The sequence below is a fragment of the Streptomyces sp. NPDC002851 genome (assembly GCF_053591935.1).
Map to the genome: position 1 here is coordinate 1 of NZ_JBSFUT010000053.1, position 15,041 is coordinate 15,041.

The 15,041-nt window shown below is 69.4% G+C and carries 17 protein-coding genes and 2 pseudogenes; 10 read left to right on the plus strand and 9 right to left on the minus strand.

From position 1 onward, the window contains the following. Positions 1–357, plus strand: a 357-nt coding sequence (locus ACWD10_RS35100; protein WP_451097744.1) for a transposase, incomplete at its 5' end; no start/stop codon positions are given. A 191-nt stretch (positions 358–548) separates the two neighbouring features. Here the strand turns inward: ACWD10_RS35100 and ACWD10_RS35105 are convergent. The 3 genes and pseudogenes from ACWD10_RS35105 to ACWD10_RS35115 form a co-directional block, all read right to left on the minus strand. After that, positions 549–728 (minus strand): hypothetical protein, encoded by a 180-nt coding sequence (locus ACWD10_RS35105; RefSeq protein ID WP_451097745.1) that lies wholly within the window; start codon positions 726–728, stop codon positions 549–551. A gap of 406 nt (positions 729–1,134) precedes the next feature. Further along, positions 1,135–1,898: pseudogene (locus ACWD10_RS35110) on the minus strand (serine/threonine-protein kinase); the annotation flags it as partial. 551 nt (positions 1,899–2,449) lie between these two features. After that, complete coding sequence (locus ACWD10_RS35115; protein WP_451097746.1) at positions 2,450–3,292, minus strand: S1 family serine peptidase; 843 nt, start codon at positions 3,290–3,292, stop codon at positions 2,450–2,452. Between the two features lie 629 nt (positions 3,293–3,921). On the opposite strand from ACWD10_RS35115, the gene ACWD10_RS35120 reads away from it, so the two are divergent. Together ACWD10_RS35120 and ACWD10_RS35125 are read left to right on the plus strand one after the other, a co-directional pair. Next, on the plus strand, positions 3,922–5,217 hold the full coding sequence (locus ACWD10_RS35120; protein WP_451097747.1) for a DUF2254 domain-containing protein: 1,296 nt from the start codon (positions 3,922–3,924) through the stop codon (positions 5,215–5,217). A 100-nt stretch (positions 5,218–5,317) separates the two neighbouring features. Beyond that, positions 5,318–5,731, plus strand: coding sequence for an ATP-binding protein (locus ACWD10_RS35125; RefSeq protein ID WP_451097748.1), 414 nt, complete (start codon positions 5,318–5,320; stop codon positions 5,729–5,731). Between the two features lie 223 nt (positions 5,732–5,954). Here the strand turns inward: ACWD10_RS35125 and ACWD10_RS35130 are convergent, their stop codons facing one another. From ACWD10_RS35130 to ACWD10_RS35140, 3 genes and pseudogenes are all read right to left on the minus strand, one after another. Further along, positions 5,955–6,155 (minus strand): hypothetical protein, encoded by a 201-nt coding sequence (locus tag ACWD10_RS35130; RefSeq protein ID WP_451097749.1) that lies wholly within the window; start codon positions 6,153–6,155, stop codon positions 5,955–5,957. Positions 6,156–6,266: 111 nt separating this feature from the next. Continuing rightward, the gene (locus tag ACWD10_RS35135; protein ID WP_451097750.1) at positions 6,267–6,791 is read right to left on the minus strand and encodes a hypothetical protein; all 525 of its coding nucleotides are present in this window, start codon (positions 6,789–6,791) and stop codon (positions 6,267–6,269) included. Between the two features lie 380 nt (positions 6,792–7,171). Continuing rightward, positions 7,172–7,726, minus strand: a pseudogene (locus tag ACWD10_RS35140) (serine/threonine-protein kinase); the annotation flags it as partial. Here ACWD10_RS35140 and ACWD10_RS35145 point away from each other — a divergent pair. After that, positions 7,669–7,890, plus strand: a complete 222-nt coding sequence (locus tag ACWD10_RS35145) for a hypothetical protein (RefSeq protein WP_451097751.1) — start codon at positions 7,669–7,671, stop codon at positions 7,888–7,890. The pseudogene ACWD10_RS35140 and the gene ACWD10_RS35145 overlap by 58 nt on opposite strands. A gap of 105 nt (positions 7,891–7,995) precedes the next feature. Here ACWD10_RS35145 and ACWD10_RS35150 read toward each other — a convergent pair whose 3' ends face one another. Then, positions 7,996–8,256, minus strand: a complete 261-nt coding sequence (locus tag ACWD10_RS35150) for an FGGY-family carbohydrate kinase (RefSeq protein WP_451097781.1) — start codon at positions 8,254–8,256, stop codon at positions 7,996–7,998. Positions 8,257–9,177: 921 nt separating this feature from the next. On the opposite strand from ACWD10_RS35150, the gene ACWD10_RS35155 reads away from it, so the two are divergent. The 6 genes from ACWD10_RS35155 (at position 9,178) to ACWD10_RS35180 (ending at position 13,479) form a co-directional block, all read left to right on the plus strand. Further along, a complete protein-coding gene (locus tag ACWD10_RS35155) occupies positions 9,178–9,825 on the plus strand; it encodes a hypothetical protein (protein WP_451097752.1) in 648 nt (215 codons plus the stop codon). A 401-nt stretch (positions 9,826–10,226) separates the two neighbouring features. After that, entirely contained in the window at positions 10,227–10,964 is a 738-nt protein-coding gene (locus ACWD10_RS35160; RefSeq protein WP_451097753.1) for a hypothetical protein, read from the plus strand. Positions 10,965–11,480: 516 nt separating this feature from the next. After that, positions 11,481–11,798: a hypothetical protein gene (locus ACWD10_RS35165; RefSeq protein ID WP_451097754.1), complete on the plus strand. Its 318-nt coding sequence runs from the start codon at positions 11,481–11,483 to the stop codon at positions 11,796–11,798. A gap of 2 nt (positions 11,799–11,800) precedes the next feature. Then, positions 11,801–12,244: a hypothetical protein gene (locus ACWD10_RS35170; protein WP_451097755.1), complete on the plus strand. Its 444-nt coding sequence runs from the start codon at positions 11,801–11,803 to the stop codon at positions 12,242–12,244. Position 12,245: 1 nt separating this feature from the next. Then, positions 12,246–13,121, plus strand: coding sequence for a hypothetical protein (locus ACWD10_RS35175; RefSeq protein ID WP_451097756.1), 876 nt, complete (start codon positions 12,246–12,248; stop codon positions 13,119–13,121). A 34-nt stretch (positions 13,122–13,155) separates the two neighbouring features. Further along, entirely contained in the window at positions 13,156–13,479 is a 324-nt protein-coding gene (locus ACWD10_RS35180; RefSeq protein ID WP_451097757.1) for a hypothetical protein, read from the plus strand. Positions 13,480–13,616: 137 nt separating this feature from the next. On the opposite strand, the gene ACWD10_RS35185 is transcribed toward ACWD10_RS35180, so the two are convergent. Both ACWD10_RS35185 and ACWD10_RS35190 read right to left on the minus strand, forming a co-directional pair. After that, positions 13,617–14,039 carry an endonuclease domain-containing protein gene (locus ACWD10_RS35185; protein ID WP_451097758.1) on the minus strand — a complete coding sequence of 141 codons (423 nt, stop codon included), beginning with the start codon at positions 14,037–14,039 and terminating at the stop codon, positions 13,617–13,619. 155 nt (positions 14,040–14,194) lie between these two features. Next, positions 14,195–14,863 (minus strand): recombinase family protein, encoded by a 669-nt coding sequence (locus ACWD10_RS35190; protein WP_451097759.1) that lies wholly within the window; start codon positions 14,861–14,863, stop codon positions 14,195–14,197. Between the last annotated feature and the right edge of the window lie 178 nt (positions 14,864–15,041).

Below are 15,041 nucleotides of genomic sequence, written 5' to 3' on the forward strand. Positions count from 1 at the left end.
GTCATGGCCGCACTGCGGGTGCCGCGGCCACTCGGCCGTCCACGGGTACGCCCGGCGGTGGTGCTGGCGGACAAGGCGTACTCCTCGCGCGCCATTCGCCGGCACCTTCGCCGCCGCCATATCCGTGCGGTGATCCCGCAGCCCATCGACCAGATCGCCAGACGCAAACGCCGAGGTCAACAGGGCGGCAGACCACCTGGGTTCGACCGCGACGCCTACCGGCAACGCAACACGGTCGAGCGGTGCATCAACCGGCTCAAGCAGTGGCGCGGGATCGCCACCCGCTTCGATAAGACCGCCACCATCTACCAGGCCGGACTCCACATCGCCGCCATCTTCCTCTGGGCCGCACCATGATCCGAGAGAAACGACCTAGCCATTCTGCTGGGCATCCGGAAACCGTCCTTGACGTCATCGAAGATGTGCTGGTGCCGCTGCCACTCGGCCTTCGGGGCCGACAGGTAGATCACGTACTCGGTGCCGCCCGAGCGGCCGAAGGCGAGGTCGCAGCCGCGCCACTCGCGGGCCGAGCCCTGGAAGGTGAACTCTCAGATCGCGGCGGGCAGTTGCCGGAAGCTGGTGCGCTGCATCCGCAGCTTCCGGTAGCCGGGCAGCTTCCCCTCCTTCACGGACTCGGCCTCGTCCTCCTTCCACCGCTGCAGAGGATCGGCACTCGCGAAGTTGAGCACGGAGAACCGTAGGCCGACCAGTCCGTTCGGGGGGCGCACGCGACTTCATTCCGCTCGTCCGTGCCCTCCGGAGACTTGCGCGTCCAGCCCTTCGGCACCGGGAAGGCGACGTTGAGCACCTTCTCCTTCACCAGGCGATACCCTTGGACACCGGCGGCCGGGAGGGGCCCGCCGACGGCGAAGCGGTCGGGGTTGCGGTGTCCGAGCCGGGTGCGCCCACGTCGTCGGAGCCGTCTGGATCCCCGCCATCACATGGCCGACGGCCGCGGCCACGATGCTCGCCGCTCCGGCCACCCACACGCTCGTCCGGCCCCGGCCTCGGTGCGCCACGGCTGGGCGCACCGCCGACGCTCGCGGCGGTCACATCGGGCGGCATCGCCCAGGTGGAGGGAGCCGGGACGGAGTTCGGTCCCGGGGCTCTGGTGTCTGCGACGACGGCGGTGTCTGTGGCCGAGGGGTCTTCCGGGCCGGGGCTCGAGGCGCCGCTCGGCGTCGGCAGCTCTGCACGTTCCGCCGCGGTCGTCTGCGCCTCCGCCGCCGAGTCGCGCAGCGCCTGCTCCGCGGCCTGTTCCGACGGTTGCTGCTCGGGGTCCTTGGCCAACAGTGCTTCGATCAGCGGGGTGAGCGACGCGGCCCGGCGCGGCGGCTCCAGCTCGTCAACGGCGATCGCGTACGCCGTCTCCAGCGCGGTGCTCTTGCGGCACGGCGGCTCGCCCTCGACCGCCTGGTACAGCGTGGCACCCAGGGACTACAGGTCGGGGGCGGGTGCCGGGGTCGCGCCCCGCACCCGCTCCGGCGCCGAGCAGGACGTTGCCCGGTTTGACGTCCCGGTGCACCACCCCGGCCGCGTGCGCCGCCCGCAGCGCCACGATCATGCCGAGTCCGATACGGGCAGCCTCCTGCGGCGACAGGGGACCGTCTTGCTTGAGCACGTGGCCGAGGGCCAAGGAGGGGACGTATTCCATGACCACGCACGGGAGCCCCGCGTCGTCCACGACATCGTGGACCACCACATTGCGGTGACTGATCCGGGCGGCGCTACGCGCCTCGCGGCGGATGCGTTCGTACAGCGTGGCCAGCTCGTCGTCGGCCAGGTGGGGCGAGGCATGCAGTCTTTTTCACCGCGACCTGACGGCCGAGCAGCTCGTCCTCGGCCCGCCATACGGGCGACCGGGCGCAGCCTGCGAACCTGACCAGGGCCAGGGGCAGCGGAAGAACTGGTCAGGACCGGGGCCGGCAGAGGAAGGAACCCGCCCTCACCCATGTCAATCACCACACCTCACTCGCCCCCGGCCCGAACCGTCCCTCGTGCGCCGAGAGATTCGGCACGGCGCCTGACGCATCAACGTGCGCAGGTTGGCCGCCGCGCCGAGCCCGCGGCACCGCGCGCCCATATCGAAGCGGGACTCGCGAACCGTTCAATCAGCCTGGCGCGGGTGCCCGACTTCTGGAGCCCCGTGACCGCGGCTCTCACACCGGCCAGCAGAGCAATCTTCATCGACGACTGCCCCGCCGAGGCCGCCCTAGGCAGTCCGTTCCCGCCGCGCTGCGGCGGCTCGATGGCGGCAGCGAGTACCGGATCGTGAAGGCGCCCCACGACGCCGACACCCTCGCCGACGACCTCACCGCGCCGGGAGTGGCCGGTCCACATCCGGCCCGCGGCCGGACACTTCATCGTCGGCATCGCCGAACCACCGACCACCCCCGGCTGTGGAGCCGCCACCCCGGCACGTCCCCGGCCGCCCTCGCATGCGCGGAGGTCACAGCGTGCGTGCTGCCGCCTCTATCTGCCCGGCGACCGCCGACATCTTGGTGTAGACGCCCGGCTTGCCCGGCCGTGCGCAGCCTTCGCCCCAGCTGACCACGCCGATCTGGACCCATTCGTTGCGGGCGGCTCTACGGAACAGCGGGCCGCCGGAGTCGCCCTGGCAGGCGTCGGTGCCGCCCTCGTCCATGTAACCGGCGCAGATTTCCTGCCCCTTGGCGAAGTCCTTGCCGTAGGCGCGCCTGCAGGTGGCGTCATCGACGTGCGGCACCGTGGCCTTGAGTAGATTCCGCTGTTCCTGGCCCGCGCCGTCGCGGATGTCTCCCCAGCCCGCAACGGTGAAGTCTCCGTTGTCGAAGGCGCCGGTGCGGGCTATGGGGAGGGTGGGGAGATTGATGGGCTTGGCGAGCTTGACCAGGGCCCAGTCGTGTCCGCCGCCTTTCCCGTACTTGGGCGACTTGTAGACCTTGGTGGACTTGACCTTGATGGCCTTGGGGTCCTTGAGGTCCGTGACACCCGCGGTGGCGGTGATGCTGGTGTTCTTGCCGGACTTGCCGTCGATGCAATGCGCAGCGGTGAGCACGACGTCCTTCGCGTACAGCGCGCCCCCGCACCCCATGGACAGACGGACCATGAAGGGGAACTCCCCCTTGGCGGCCGGGGTTCCGCCCACGACCAGCGGTGCGGGCGAGGAGGAGTCGGAAGACGCAGAAGGCGACGGGTCGTCTGCTTTGGCGGCGTGAGCTGCCAGCGGCAGCAGGCCGAGGACTGCGATCGCCCCGACCCCGGCGGCCACGGATTTCTTTACGACTGCGGAGCGCCTGTGGGTTCCCTGCATGGTGGTCCCTTCGACTGACGAGCGGGCAGGAAGCCCCTACGCTCGCAGCCGCACTACGACAGCCGACGCACAGCCACATCACACTTCCCCGGTGATTCCTCCACGCCGACGTAACAGTCCCCTGGGCGGCAGCCGTCGCTGGCCGATCGAAACGCACAGGTCGGATCCCTCTGCCCCCTCCATGTCACACCCCCGCAGAAGGCCATGCCTCCATGGGTGCGGTGCGCCCTCACGCTCACTGGTCTCGCCCGGAGCGCACCGTTCACCTCCGCTGCAGGGCTGGCAGGCTCAGGCCGGGCAGCTTGGGGATCGGTAATCCGGGCAGCGTGAACGGCTTGCCTTTGCCGTCGGAGGCCCGTCTGGCCGGTGCGCCTGCTCCGACCTGGTCGGCGCCCTCTTCTTTCTTGCCGGGGCTACTTCAAGAAGTACGCGGCCCCCTGACCGAGCATGATGCGCCGCCTGGTGACCGCGGGGATGCTCCGGGCGTTGGCCGAGTCCCGACGCGCACGGTGAAGCATCCAACGGACCCGCTGGCATCCACCGCCCATCACGCATGTCGTTCCACAAGTATTCCGACGGAGCCCCATAATCATCAAATGCCCCACAGAGCTGGAGGAATGTTTCCAAGGGTGCGCAAGCGTCTGCGAGATTCGCTGCTGATCGTTCCGCTCATCGGTCTGCTCAGCGGCTGGCTGCTGGCGTCGGGCGCCATCCAGATCGATGAGTTCATCTACGCGTTGGACGAACGCTGGAAAGACGTCGATCTGCGCGACCTATGGTTCCTGCGCACCGCACGTGACCTGGGGGCGGCGGCCAAGACGGCCCTTGGCACCATGAGCGCGGCGATGCTCACCTTCATCGGTGTCGTGTTCTCCATCTCGCTGGTGGCGCTGCAGATGGCGGCGGGTCAGTTCACGCCCCGTGTGGTGCGCATCTACATCGAGAGCTGGGTCACCAAGACGACCCTCGCGGTCTTCCTGTGCACGTTCCTGTACACGCTGCGCGCGCAGAAGGAATACGCGTCCGCGGGCGACGGGAAAGACGCGGTGGTGCCCTACTTCGGCGCCTCGCTCGCCATGGGGCTCATGGTCGCCAGCCTGGTGCTCTTCGTCTTCTACGTGAACTCGACGGTGCGCCTGATGCGTGTCACGCATGTCATGGAGTGGGTCACCAAGGAAAGCCTGCACGTCATCACCGACACGGCGGCCCGGGGCCATGATTCCTCCGAGGGGGCGCCGGCCCACGCGTGCGACATCTCGCAGGCGACAGTCCTTCGACACACTGCCGATGCCGGAGTGCTTCAGGCGGTCCATGTGGACAAGCTCCTGCGCTCGGCCCAGCGCGACGACCTCGTCCTGCACCTGGTGCCGAAGATCGGCGACTATGTGTGCCCCGGTGAACCCCTGTTCCTCGCCTGCAGCGGCGGCGCCCCGCCACCGCGCCTACCGCGCTCGGCTGTCGACTTCGGCGTGGAACGCACCACCGAACAGGACCTGGGCCTGGGTCTGCGGCAACTCGCCGACATCGCCTTGCGTGCCCTCTCGCCGGCCGTCAACGACCCCACCACCGCCGTCCAGGCCCTGGACCGCATCCAGGTTCTGCTCACCGCCCTCGCCCGCCACCCCCTCGGCACCCTCCGCCACCGCGACTCCAACGGCACCGTCCGTCTGGTCGAACCCGCCCCCGACTGGCCCGAAGTCCTGGCACTCGCCCTGACCGAGATCCGCGACTACGGCGCCGACTCCACCCAGGTCACCCGCCGCCTCACGGCCCTGCTCGACAGTCTCGAACAGCTCGCCCCCGCTGAACGCCGCCCGGCAGTGGCCGCCCAGCGCGCCCTGCTCGCCGAAGCGGTCACCGCGACCCAACTGCCGTACTCTCGACAGGAGTTCGCCATGCACACCGACCGGCAAGGCATCGGCTGACCGGGGGGGACTGTTCATCTTTAGAGGCTCTGGCAAGATTTTCGTAGGTGGAGATCATCTCGGTGCGGGAGACGGCCGGTCCGCGTAACGGCGGCGCTAGATGGGCGATCAGAATGACCCGGTGGCGGAGGAGCGGGACGCTGGCGCGTCCGGCCATCAGGTGCTTCCGGAGAATGACGTCAGTGATGCGGCCTTCGTTGACACCAACGTCACCAACCTCCTGGCCAATGCCCACCATCACGGCACCGCACCCATCGCCCTCACCCTCGACAACGGCACCGTCACCATCCAAGACCACGGCCCCGGCTTCCCCCGCCGACCTGCTCACCGACGGGCCCCGTCCCTTCCAGCACCAGCGCCCCCGAACGCGGTAAGGACACCGGCCTGGGCCCGACCATCGCCACCGGCCACGCCCACCTCACTCTCGCCAGTCCCTCGAAGGGCGGGGCGCGCCATCCTGACCCTGCCGCTCGACCCCCACCAGGTCCGTTATCGGAGCGACGGGCACGGCTGACACACGGCCCCTCCAGGGAGCGGTGGCGAGTGGGCGGAGGTCGCCACGAGCCGTCCGCGGCCGCACTGTTGGCACGGACGATTCGCACGGCAGGATGCGGGAGCTGGGGTGGAGCGGTATCGCTGCCAGGAGTCGACGGGGCATTGTCAGGTTGCCGGTGTGGCCGGTGAGTTGGGGCGTCCGCCGCTCACCCTCGACGCCAGGTATCTGGTTCATCGCTCCGTCAGACACCGGCTCGTTCCGCGTTGATCACGGTCGTGAGTTCGAGCCGGGAGTTCCTGCGGCTGTCGAGGACGTACACCGTGAAGGCGGTCACGAACCATGCCCCGATCAACAGGTAGGCGTGCAGGAGCAGTTCGTAGATGGGGTAGCCGCAGGCCGCGGGACGACCATGCCGCTCGACCAGGCAGCCCAAGATGCCCAAGAAGGACTCCGGCAAGCTCTACCTCAACTCACAGGCCCCGCCCACACTCGCAGAACAGCAACCATCACCTCGCCGCCGTGGGTTTCCCAGAGTTTCACTGCCCCATACCGCTCACTGAAAGACCTTGGCGATGTCCACCTGGTCCAGCGTGGAGGTTCCGGTGCCGGCCCGGTACGAAATGGACCAGACAGGGCTATCGGTGCTTGGGTCGCCGTACAAGTACCCCTTGGGGCAAGAGAAGTTCATGCGTTTGCCGCCGACGACAGAGGTGGCCCCGCCCATGGGGAAGCACTCCTGGCCATCGGAGAGGACGATCTTCAAGGCGCCCGCAAACGTTTCGGTCTGCGGGTCCTCCTCGGAGACATCCTCTTCCGGAAGGGGCTGATTCAGCTCGAACCGGATCACCTTACTCAGTGATCCACCAACCAGGCACAGGACATCGTGCTGTTCTTCCGTCATCGGGCCCCCGGTAAAGCAGGGGTCCATGACCTCGCCATCGTCGGCGAAACACCGCCAGGCGTCCGGGCGTGCCAAGGTGCTGGAGGGTGTGTCACAGCTTCCGAACGCATGCCCCATGACCTTGATCCGGTCGGCGACCTCCCCGCTGATCTCGTCCCACGGAGTGCTCTGCACCACCCGGGTCGCCTGCACCGGGTCCGTCTTGTCCGCGGTGGGAGGTGCAGCCGAAGGTTGCTCCCCAGACGGGACGGGGACGCCGTCGGCCGGATGCCGGGACTGCTGGTCGTCGAGGACGGGCCGGAAGCGCCCTGCTCTCGCGGTTGGAGGAGCCGGTAGCCGACCAGCATGGCTGTGGCCAGCACGGCGGCGGCCGCGATGACGGCGGCAATCCTCCTTCCCGCACGGCGAGTTGGGGTGAGGTCCGGTTGGGCGAGGTTGACGGCTGGTGACGCCGGCGTGTAGGGGAGCGTCGGAGGGGCAGCACGATTGATCAGCTGCGGGAGCTGGTTGGCTTGTGGGCGTAGATCGGGATTCTTGTGGACGGCGGCTTCGAGTGCCGGGCGCAGCCAGGCGGGTACGCCGTCGAAGTCCGGGTGCCCGTGCAGGACGCGGTAGAGCACCGCTTCGGTGGGGCCGGTGCCGAAGGGCGGGCGTCCGGTCACGGCGTAGGCCACGGTGAGGGCCCACAGAAAGACGTCGGCCGCCGGTCCTGCAGTGCCCTCGATCTGTTCTGGGGCGAGGTAGCCGGGCGTGCCGATCGTGGTGCCCGTACGGGTGAGCGCGGTCGCCTCTGCGATGTGCGCGATCCCGAAGTCGATCACCTTCACGCCATCCGGGCCAAGGAGCACGTTGGACGGCTTGAGATCGCGGTGGACGACGCCGGCACGGTGGATGTCCGCAAGCGCCGCCGCCAGGGACTCTGCCAGACGCAGCGCGGCCTCCGACGCCATCGGCCCATGGTCGGTGATCTGCTCGGCCAGGGACGGAGCGTCTATGAATTCGGTGACCAGGTACGGCTGCTCCGCCCGGTGCCGGCCTCCAGGACCGTGACGGTGTGGCGGCCCTGAACCGAGAGGACTGCCTGGACTTCGCGCTCGAACCGGGCCCGGAATCCGCGATTGTCAGCAAGTTCACGGCGCATGACCTTCACAGTGACGCGACGCCCCTGCGGGTCCTCGGCAAGGTAGACCACTCCCATGCCGCCTGCGCCGAGTCGCTGCAACAGCACATATCCGTGGAAGGACTCGGGATCAGCGTCGGTGAGGGGCGTACCTGACACAACAGTCCTCTCGATGCGGTGGCGGACGGGGTAAGCACATGCTGCGCCCCGCCTGGCATGGCAACCAGCCCCCGACGATAGCGAGCCGGCGTGCCCGGCGGATCACCAGGGCGTGCGCGACCCCAGCCGGATGCTCGAAGCTGTCGAGCCGCAACGCCGCACAGACACAGCCGCATCGAGGCGAGACGCACCGCCGTGGGCCGCAGTCCACTCGGGAGGCCGAGGGGTGCCGCGCAGGGCCCATGCTGCCTGGAGGGCGGCGCCGAGGGCGACGTACTCGTCGGGGCGGGGAGCAGTCACCGCCGTGTTGAAGATCTGCGCGGCGACCTCGCCGACCACGAGGGCCTTGGCCGCGCCGCCGATCTACGGGACGCGGAGTACTGGGCGGGGCAGGCGCAGGTGCGGTGTCGTCAACTGAGGTGGAGCGGTGCGCCGGGGAGGCGTACGAGTGGGCCGAGCTGATCGGGCGCACCCAGGTCCGTAAGGGCTCTCACAGTAGCGAGGGGGGCGTTCGGCTACGGGGAGCGTCGCGGAAGCTAACGGGGTGCTAAGGGAGATCTTGGGGTGTCGTAAGGCCGTCGAGAGCGCGGTCCGTAACGCGGCCGGTGACCCGAGCATTGGGGCTGTTTGTGATCACTGGCATGCGGTGGTGGTCAAGGCCGAGGCGCATGCGCGTGAGGCTGTGGGCGAGATCGAGGCGGCGTCTGACGAAGCGTATGAGTGGGTTGAAGAGGCTTCGGGCGTGAAGGTGTGCTTCAAGTGCGAGTGTCTGTTGCGGGGCGAGGAGGGCCATTGGTTGTGCGGGTGCCGTGTGCTGTTGGCTGCGCGTCTGGCTGCGGTGGGGAGTGTGCATCAGGACGTGGACGAGGTGCGTGCGGGGCGGTGGCTCGACTCGGACGACGAGCTGTTGCGTGAGGCTGGTGAGATTGCTGTGGCCGGGATGTGGGAGGCGGCCGAGGCGAAAGCGGCCGAGTCCTGGGCGCAGGAGGGTGAGGGCTGTGGGCGCCGGTTGATGCCAGGGAGCAGCGGGATCAGGTGGCCGTGGAGCGTGCGGAGCGGCAGGAACGCAGTGCGGCGGGCGACGCTGTACGGGACGCGTGGAACGTGGCGCACGGGGTTCAGGATCCCCCCGTTCTCGGGAGCGTGATCCGCGTACAGCGGGATGGGGGTGCGCCGGTTGATGTCCAGTGGGACGGGACCGGTATGCAGTGCTGGTCTCAGTGCCCGGATGAGTGTGCGGGGTCGTGGGGTGAGGTTGAGGACTGCACGTGTGAGCCGCGGCCCATGCTGGTCATCGACGGTCCGGATGAGCCGTACGCGTGGATGGACTGCGATCTGTGCGCGGCCAAGGTGCTGGGCGTGGATGCTGCGGTCATGGCGGAGGCGGCGCGGCGGAGTATGCGCCGGGAGGTGGATCGGCTGGACGCTGGCGTGGTGGCCGAGTGGCTGTGTGAGCTTGCCGCGGAGCGTGCGACGTTCTCGGCTGAGGAGCGTGCCGTTGCTGAGCGTGTGGCGGGTGAGCCGTGGTGGGAGGATCCCGAGGCGTCTGCGGCTGGCTTCCGGGCTCGCGCTGAGGCTGCGATGGATGAGGCTGTGGTGCTGGGCCAGTGGGCGGACAGTTTCCACGCGTTGGTCCAAGGCGCGCACGACGAGGGCCCGGGCGACGACGGTCCGCACGACGACGGCCCGGAGGGAGGCGACCGGGGCGACGGGGGGCCGGACGGCGAGGCCCCCGGCCCCGTCGGCTTTGGTGATCTTGAGCCGAGAAGGGAGGCCGAGTCGAACGACGCGGTGGCCCTGGCCGACGAGCGCGACCGTGCGGCCGACGAGGTGGCCCTGGCCGACGAGCGCGACCCGCGGGCGTACGGCGACATGGTGGCCGTGTTCCTGGCCTCCGCCGGGCACGCGCCCACGAAACTGCGGGTTCTGTAGTGGCTGCCCCGCCGGGACGCGGTAGCGGTGTGCACGGACGGGCGCACCGGCGGGGAGCGGTGGGGACTGCACTGGACGGCCACCCCGGGCGAGCATGGCGCCCACTGGGAGTTCGTGAAGGACGACGGCCGGTTCGCTGAGGTGCCTGCGGGAGCTGTACGCGACTCCGGTGACGGCCGAGGCGTACGCGGAGCGGCGCCCCGGCATCTGCCACGAGACCGCGTTGTGCTCGCAAGCGTGGCCGTGTGGCCGAGATCTGGAAGCGTGGAAGGCCAAGCAACCCAAGACGCGCCGGGAGTTGCAGCGGGAGCGTCAGGCCGAGGCACGGGCGCGGAAAGGCGGCGGCCGTCGACGCCCCGGCACCCGCGGCCGTCGAGCCGACCCCGGAGCACGAGCACGCCGTGTACTGGATCGTGATGGATGCCTCCGACTTCGCGGGTACGACATACCGGCTCGACTGCGAGTGCGGCGAGGTTGTCGGAATGTTCACCGGTCAGCAGCGGTCGATGTCCACGGGCACGATGCGTAAGCCGCTCACGGTCGCGGACGCGTCGACGTCGCTCGGCGACGCGTTCGTGGACAGGGCGGGATACGACCGTATGGGCCGCTGGACCGTGGTGGACGAGACGACCAAGCGGGCCCGTATCGAGGAGCGGCCGGACTTTGTGCCGACCTGCGGTCCGGTGTGCGGCCACTCGGTGGTGTGCCGCCCGCGTACGGCGGCCGCGGGTGCTGGGGTCGGTCAGGTCTCGGCGAAGGCCCGCGCAGCGGCGTGGCGGATCGCTGCGGAGGGTCCGCAGCCGACCGCGGCCCCGGCGGCGCCGGTCGCGGTCCCGGCGACCGCGCTGCGCGGCAACTCCCTGGACGACGTGTGCACCTGCGGCAGCGTCCATTGGGCGAAGGCCGTAGACGAGCCACGCGTAGGACGGCGCGCTGGAGTGGTGGCGCACATCCTGCGCGGCTGGGGGTACGAGCTGGCGGGTGACTGGCAGGACCACCGGGCCCCGTCCGCAAGCTGGAAGCCGCCGAGCCGGAGCCGGAGGCCGCCGCGCAGGTACAGCCCACGCTGTGGCAGCCGGGCACGCGCGTGGTCGTCCCGGGTTGGGGGGGCTCGGCACGGTGCGCTCCGTCGACCTTAAAGGCGTGGTCCGGGTCGCACTCGAGTGACGGGAGGACGGCCGCCGTGTCCGGGGTGGACCTGGGGTTGCCGGTGATCTGCGGCACTCCGGTGTCCCTGACAGTGCCCCGTCCGGCCGCGTCAGTCGAGCTGCCCGAGCTGCCGGTGTGTGAGGCTCTGGAGGGCTACGTCGTGCCGGAGGTGCCCCGGCTGGTCGTGTGCGGTGCGGGCGGGGCCGTCGACTTGGTGGTGCCCTGCCCGGCCCGAGCCGGAGTCTGCCCCCGCGCCCGAGGGCGCCGCGGTGCCGGTGCCGGTGCGGATGGTGGTCCCTGCCCCGCGCCCGGCCGGGGCCGAGCGGCCGCTGGACGGCGTGGCGGACGCGTTCGCGGAGCTGGATTCGCTGCTGTCGGGCCTCGACTAGGCCGAGGCCGAGATTGATGCCCGCTGGGATGCGCTCACCCTCGCCTGGCTGTTGCCGGGCCGCCTCGTCGCTAGGGCGCCCCGGCCGCCTTCACCTTCACTCCCTACGGAGGACCACATGTCTACGCTCACGCTCGCCGCTTCCCTGCCCCGACCCGCCGTCGACATCACGGACCCGGGCGAAGCGGTGCGCGAGATCTGGCGCCACATGGCCGACTCCGGTGACTGGTACCGCAGAAACGGCCGGGCGTGGCGCCGGGACCCGGGGAGCGGGCAGCCCCGGCAGGCGACGGCGCAGGACGTGAAGGTCTGGGTCGGCCTGCACCTGGCCCCGTACAAGGTGAGCGCGAGGGGCGAGGTGCGACCGGCAGCCGTCTCTGGGGCGCTCGCGTCCATGGCGCTTGAGCCCGAGGCGCCGCGTTCCCGGAGATCCTGAGGGTGCGGACGCATGTGTTCCTGCGGCCCTGGTCGGGCACGGTGGCGCAGGGGCGCGGCTACGACCGCGAGACCGGGATATGGATCGAACCGGCCCTCGAGCACAAGCCCGTGAGCGACGACCCGACCGGCGCCGAGCTGCGTCACGCTCGCGCCGTGGTGGGCGACTACTTCCGCGGCTGGAACTTCCGGGCACGCTCGGACCGGTCCGCGATGCTGGCCGCGCACATGGACGCCCCGCTACGGGCCTACGTCGGCGGCATGGCACCCGGCGTACTCGCAGTCGCCCCGACGATGGCGAGCGGCAAGACGTACGGCGCCGAATGTCTGGCGGAGATGTTCGGCGGCCGGATCAACTCGGCCCGCCAAGAACTCCGATCAGCTCGGCAAGCAGCTGACGACGACGCTCGCCAAGTCCGGGTACCTCGCGGTGCTTGCGCTGGATAACGTGCCGAACGGGTCGACGTTCGACGACCCCCGGGTGTCCGCATTCCTGACCGCCGCGCACTACTCCGACCGTGCCGTCATGACCGCGCAACAGGTCGAGGTGCCCGCGGCCGACAAGCCACAGCTTTGGATCAACGGAAACTCCGTGAGCCTCGGAGGTGACAACGCCTCCCGGTTCCTCGTGGTCAGGCTGAACGAGCGGGACCCGGAGACAGCAGAACGCGCCTACGACAACGCAGAGTTGGCCTGGGCGCTCCTCACCCTCGCGCGCGGCTGGATCCTCGCAGGCGCTCCCCAACGGCACGTGCGCAAACGGCAGTTCACGGGCTGGCTGACCGCGATGGCCGGGTTCTGCGACTGGGCCGGATATGAGGGCCTGTGGGAGGACCACGACACAGTCACGGCCGAGATGGACACCGAGTCCGCCGACTTCGAACGCCTCGGGCTGGCGGTCCTGGACCGCCTTGGCGACGGCTGGCACGAAGCACACAAGATCACGTCCGATCCCGTGTGTCAGGACCTCATTCCCCGCAGCGCGAGGGACGCTGACAAGCACATCGGGCACCGCGGGCTGGGCCGCAACGTGCTCGCGGGGCGCATCGGCCGCACCGACGGCACGGTGCGGGTAGAGCGGCGCTGGGACGCCCGGATGCACCGCTTCCTGTACCGGTGGGTGCAGGTCGGTGCCGCGGTGGTGCGCACCGTGCGGCAGGCCGCGCGCAGCGCGGTACGGTCCGCGCGGACTCTGCGGGTAGTACGGAGGCATACTGCGGTCCGTGCGGGCCGGGTGACCCTTCCGGACGGATGCGCGGGAACGTGGGCCGTACTCGACCCGGGCGCGGGCGTGCGGGTAGGGGGAACGGCACGGCGAGGATGATGAGGACCAGGACCACAACGAACGGGAGAACACCTTGACGAGGCGTGCCTTCGGGCCGCAGCCCAGCGATGAGCAGCGGCGCCAGATGGCGGAGCATCGGCGCCGCCTGGAGCAGGCGACCGCGAAGCGCTTGGAGGCGGAAGCAGAGCTGCGCCGCTCGCGGCAGGCGCTTGAGGAGGCGCAGCGCGAAAGGCGCCGGGCAGATGTACGGGACGCGTTGCGGTTGGCGCTTCTCCTGGCAGTGCCCCTCGCTGGGGTGGTGCTGGTGGTGTGGTTGTCCGCTGTGGTGGACCTGGAGCCGGACGGCGTCCGGGGCGGGGATCCCTACCGGTCGTGCCGGGCCCATGACACGTGCTGACGAAGACGGCGGCGAGTACCAGGAGCGGTACGGGCGCGCACGCCAGACCAGGTCACGAAGGGTCCGCCCCACGCGGGCGTGGGTACGGCGACGCCCCGCCGGTCCGGAGACCAGCGGGGCGCGTGTTCAGCGATCGTTTAGGCGTCGGTCATCAGGGAGTCCATCGCGCCCTGTCGTTCCTCGTCGGTGATGTGAGCGAACATCGGATCGTCCCCGGCCTCGACCCGGGCGGCCACCGTGGCGACCCAGGACGCTGCATCTGCTGGATCAGTGGGAGCGGGATTGAGCGAAGGCGCGGGGGCTGCCTCGTTGCCGTGCGCGTCTCGGTATGGCTGGGTGACGCCGAGCAGCACGACGGGCGGCCGGAGCCGGTAGGCGGAGAACAGCGGAGCCCCGCTGTACCCCTCCAAGGTGTTGCAGGAGCGGCATAGCTTGCCGCGAACCATGCCGGTGCGGTGACAGTGGTCAGTGAACATGCGCTTCTCTTCAATGCCGCATATGGCGCACAACTCGCGTTGCCAAGCGATCACCGCGTGCAGCGGCGTGAACTCCTCGCTCAATGGGGGACGTTCAGGTATGGCCCAGTCGTGACAGGCAGGAACAATGCGGCGCAGCCGCTCCGCATGTGTTGATGCCGACGGAAGGGGTGGGAGATTCATGCGCCATACTGCCTCTGCTCGACGTTCAGCCCACAGAGCGTCCCGTTTGGCTGATGTCATGACGCGACTCCCTTCTTCAGTTCGCGGCGCTCCTGGGCGGTGCGGCCGAGGGCGGCCGGATGGTCGGGCTTCAACTCGGGCAACGCTCGGTAGATCGTTTTGCGGCTGACGCCGAGGATGCGCGCAATGGACGCAATGGACTCGTCCGGTCGATCGAGGAGTTCGCGGGCGTACGCGAAACGCTCGGGAGTCAGGGTCGCCGGTCGACCGAGCTTGACGCCACGTTCAACCGCGGCATCAAGCCCTTCGTTCGTCCCCTGCACGATGAGCTCTCGGATGAACTCAGCGAGCGCGGCGAACACGTGCATCTGGAAGCGCCCTTGCGGGGTGCTCGTGTCGATCGCCTCTTTTAGGGAGCGAAAGCCCGATCCCTGCTCGCCGAGTCCGCCCACGATCTTGATGAGGTCCTGGAGGGACCGCCCGGCGCGGTCGAGCTGGGGCACCACGAGGACGTCATTCGCTCCGACCCGTTCGAATGCTTCGATCAGGCCGGGACGCTTCATGTTCTTGCCGCTGAGCTTGTCGGTGTAGATGGCGACGCAGCCGACGGCGCGAAGGTCGGCAAGGTATCGGTCCAAGTTCTGATCTTTGGTGCTCACTCGGGCGTACCCGATCAAGTCGCCGCCCGGCTTGAGCGCTGCGGGGGTGAGGGAGACGTCAGTCATGGGCTGACTGTACCCAAAAGGGTTGTGTTTCCAGTTGTTCTACACGGCATCTTTACGCACATGTTTTTGGGACACTTTCGGGCCCGTAATGCCCGATTCCCCGGACGGGTGTCCCCATGGGCCCAAGATGATCGTTTTGGGGATATCCCCTCATCTGCGGGTTTGCCGGGGCCGTTGG

Bases quoted from the DNA above. Each gene is read 5' to 3' on its own strand.
- ACWD10_RS35125 (WP_451097748.1), top strand. From the start codon at position 5,318: ATGGGCGATCAGAATGACCCGGTGGCGGAGGAGCGGGACGCTGGCGCG.
- ACWD10_RS35165 (WP_451097754.1), top strand. From the start codon at position 11,481: ATGTCTACGCTCACGCTCGCCGCTTCCCTGCCCCGACCCGCCGTCGAC.
- ACWD10_RS35190 (WP_451097759.1), bottom strand. From the start codon at position 14,863: ATGACTGACGTCTCCCTCACCCCCGCAGCGCTCAAGCCGGGCGGCGAC.
- ACWD10_RS35155 (WP_451097752.1), top strand. From the start codon at position 9,178: ATGCTGGTCATCGACGGTCCGGATGAGCCGTACGCGTGGATGGACTGC.
- ACWD10_RS35115 (WP_451097746.1), bottom strand. From the start codon at position 3,292: ATGCAGGGAACCCACAGGCGCTCCGCAGTCGTAAAGAAATCCGTGGCC.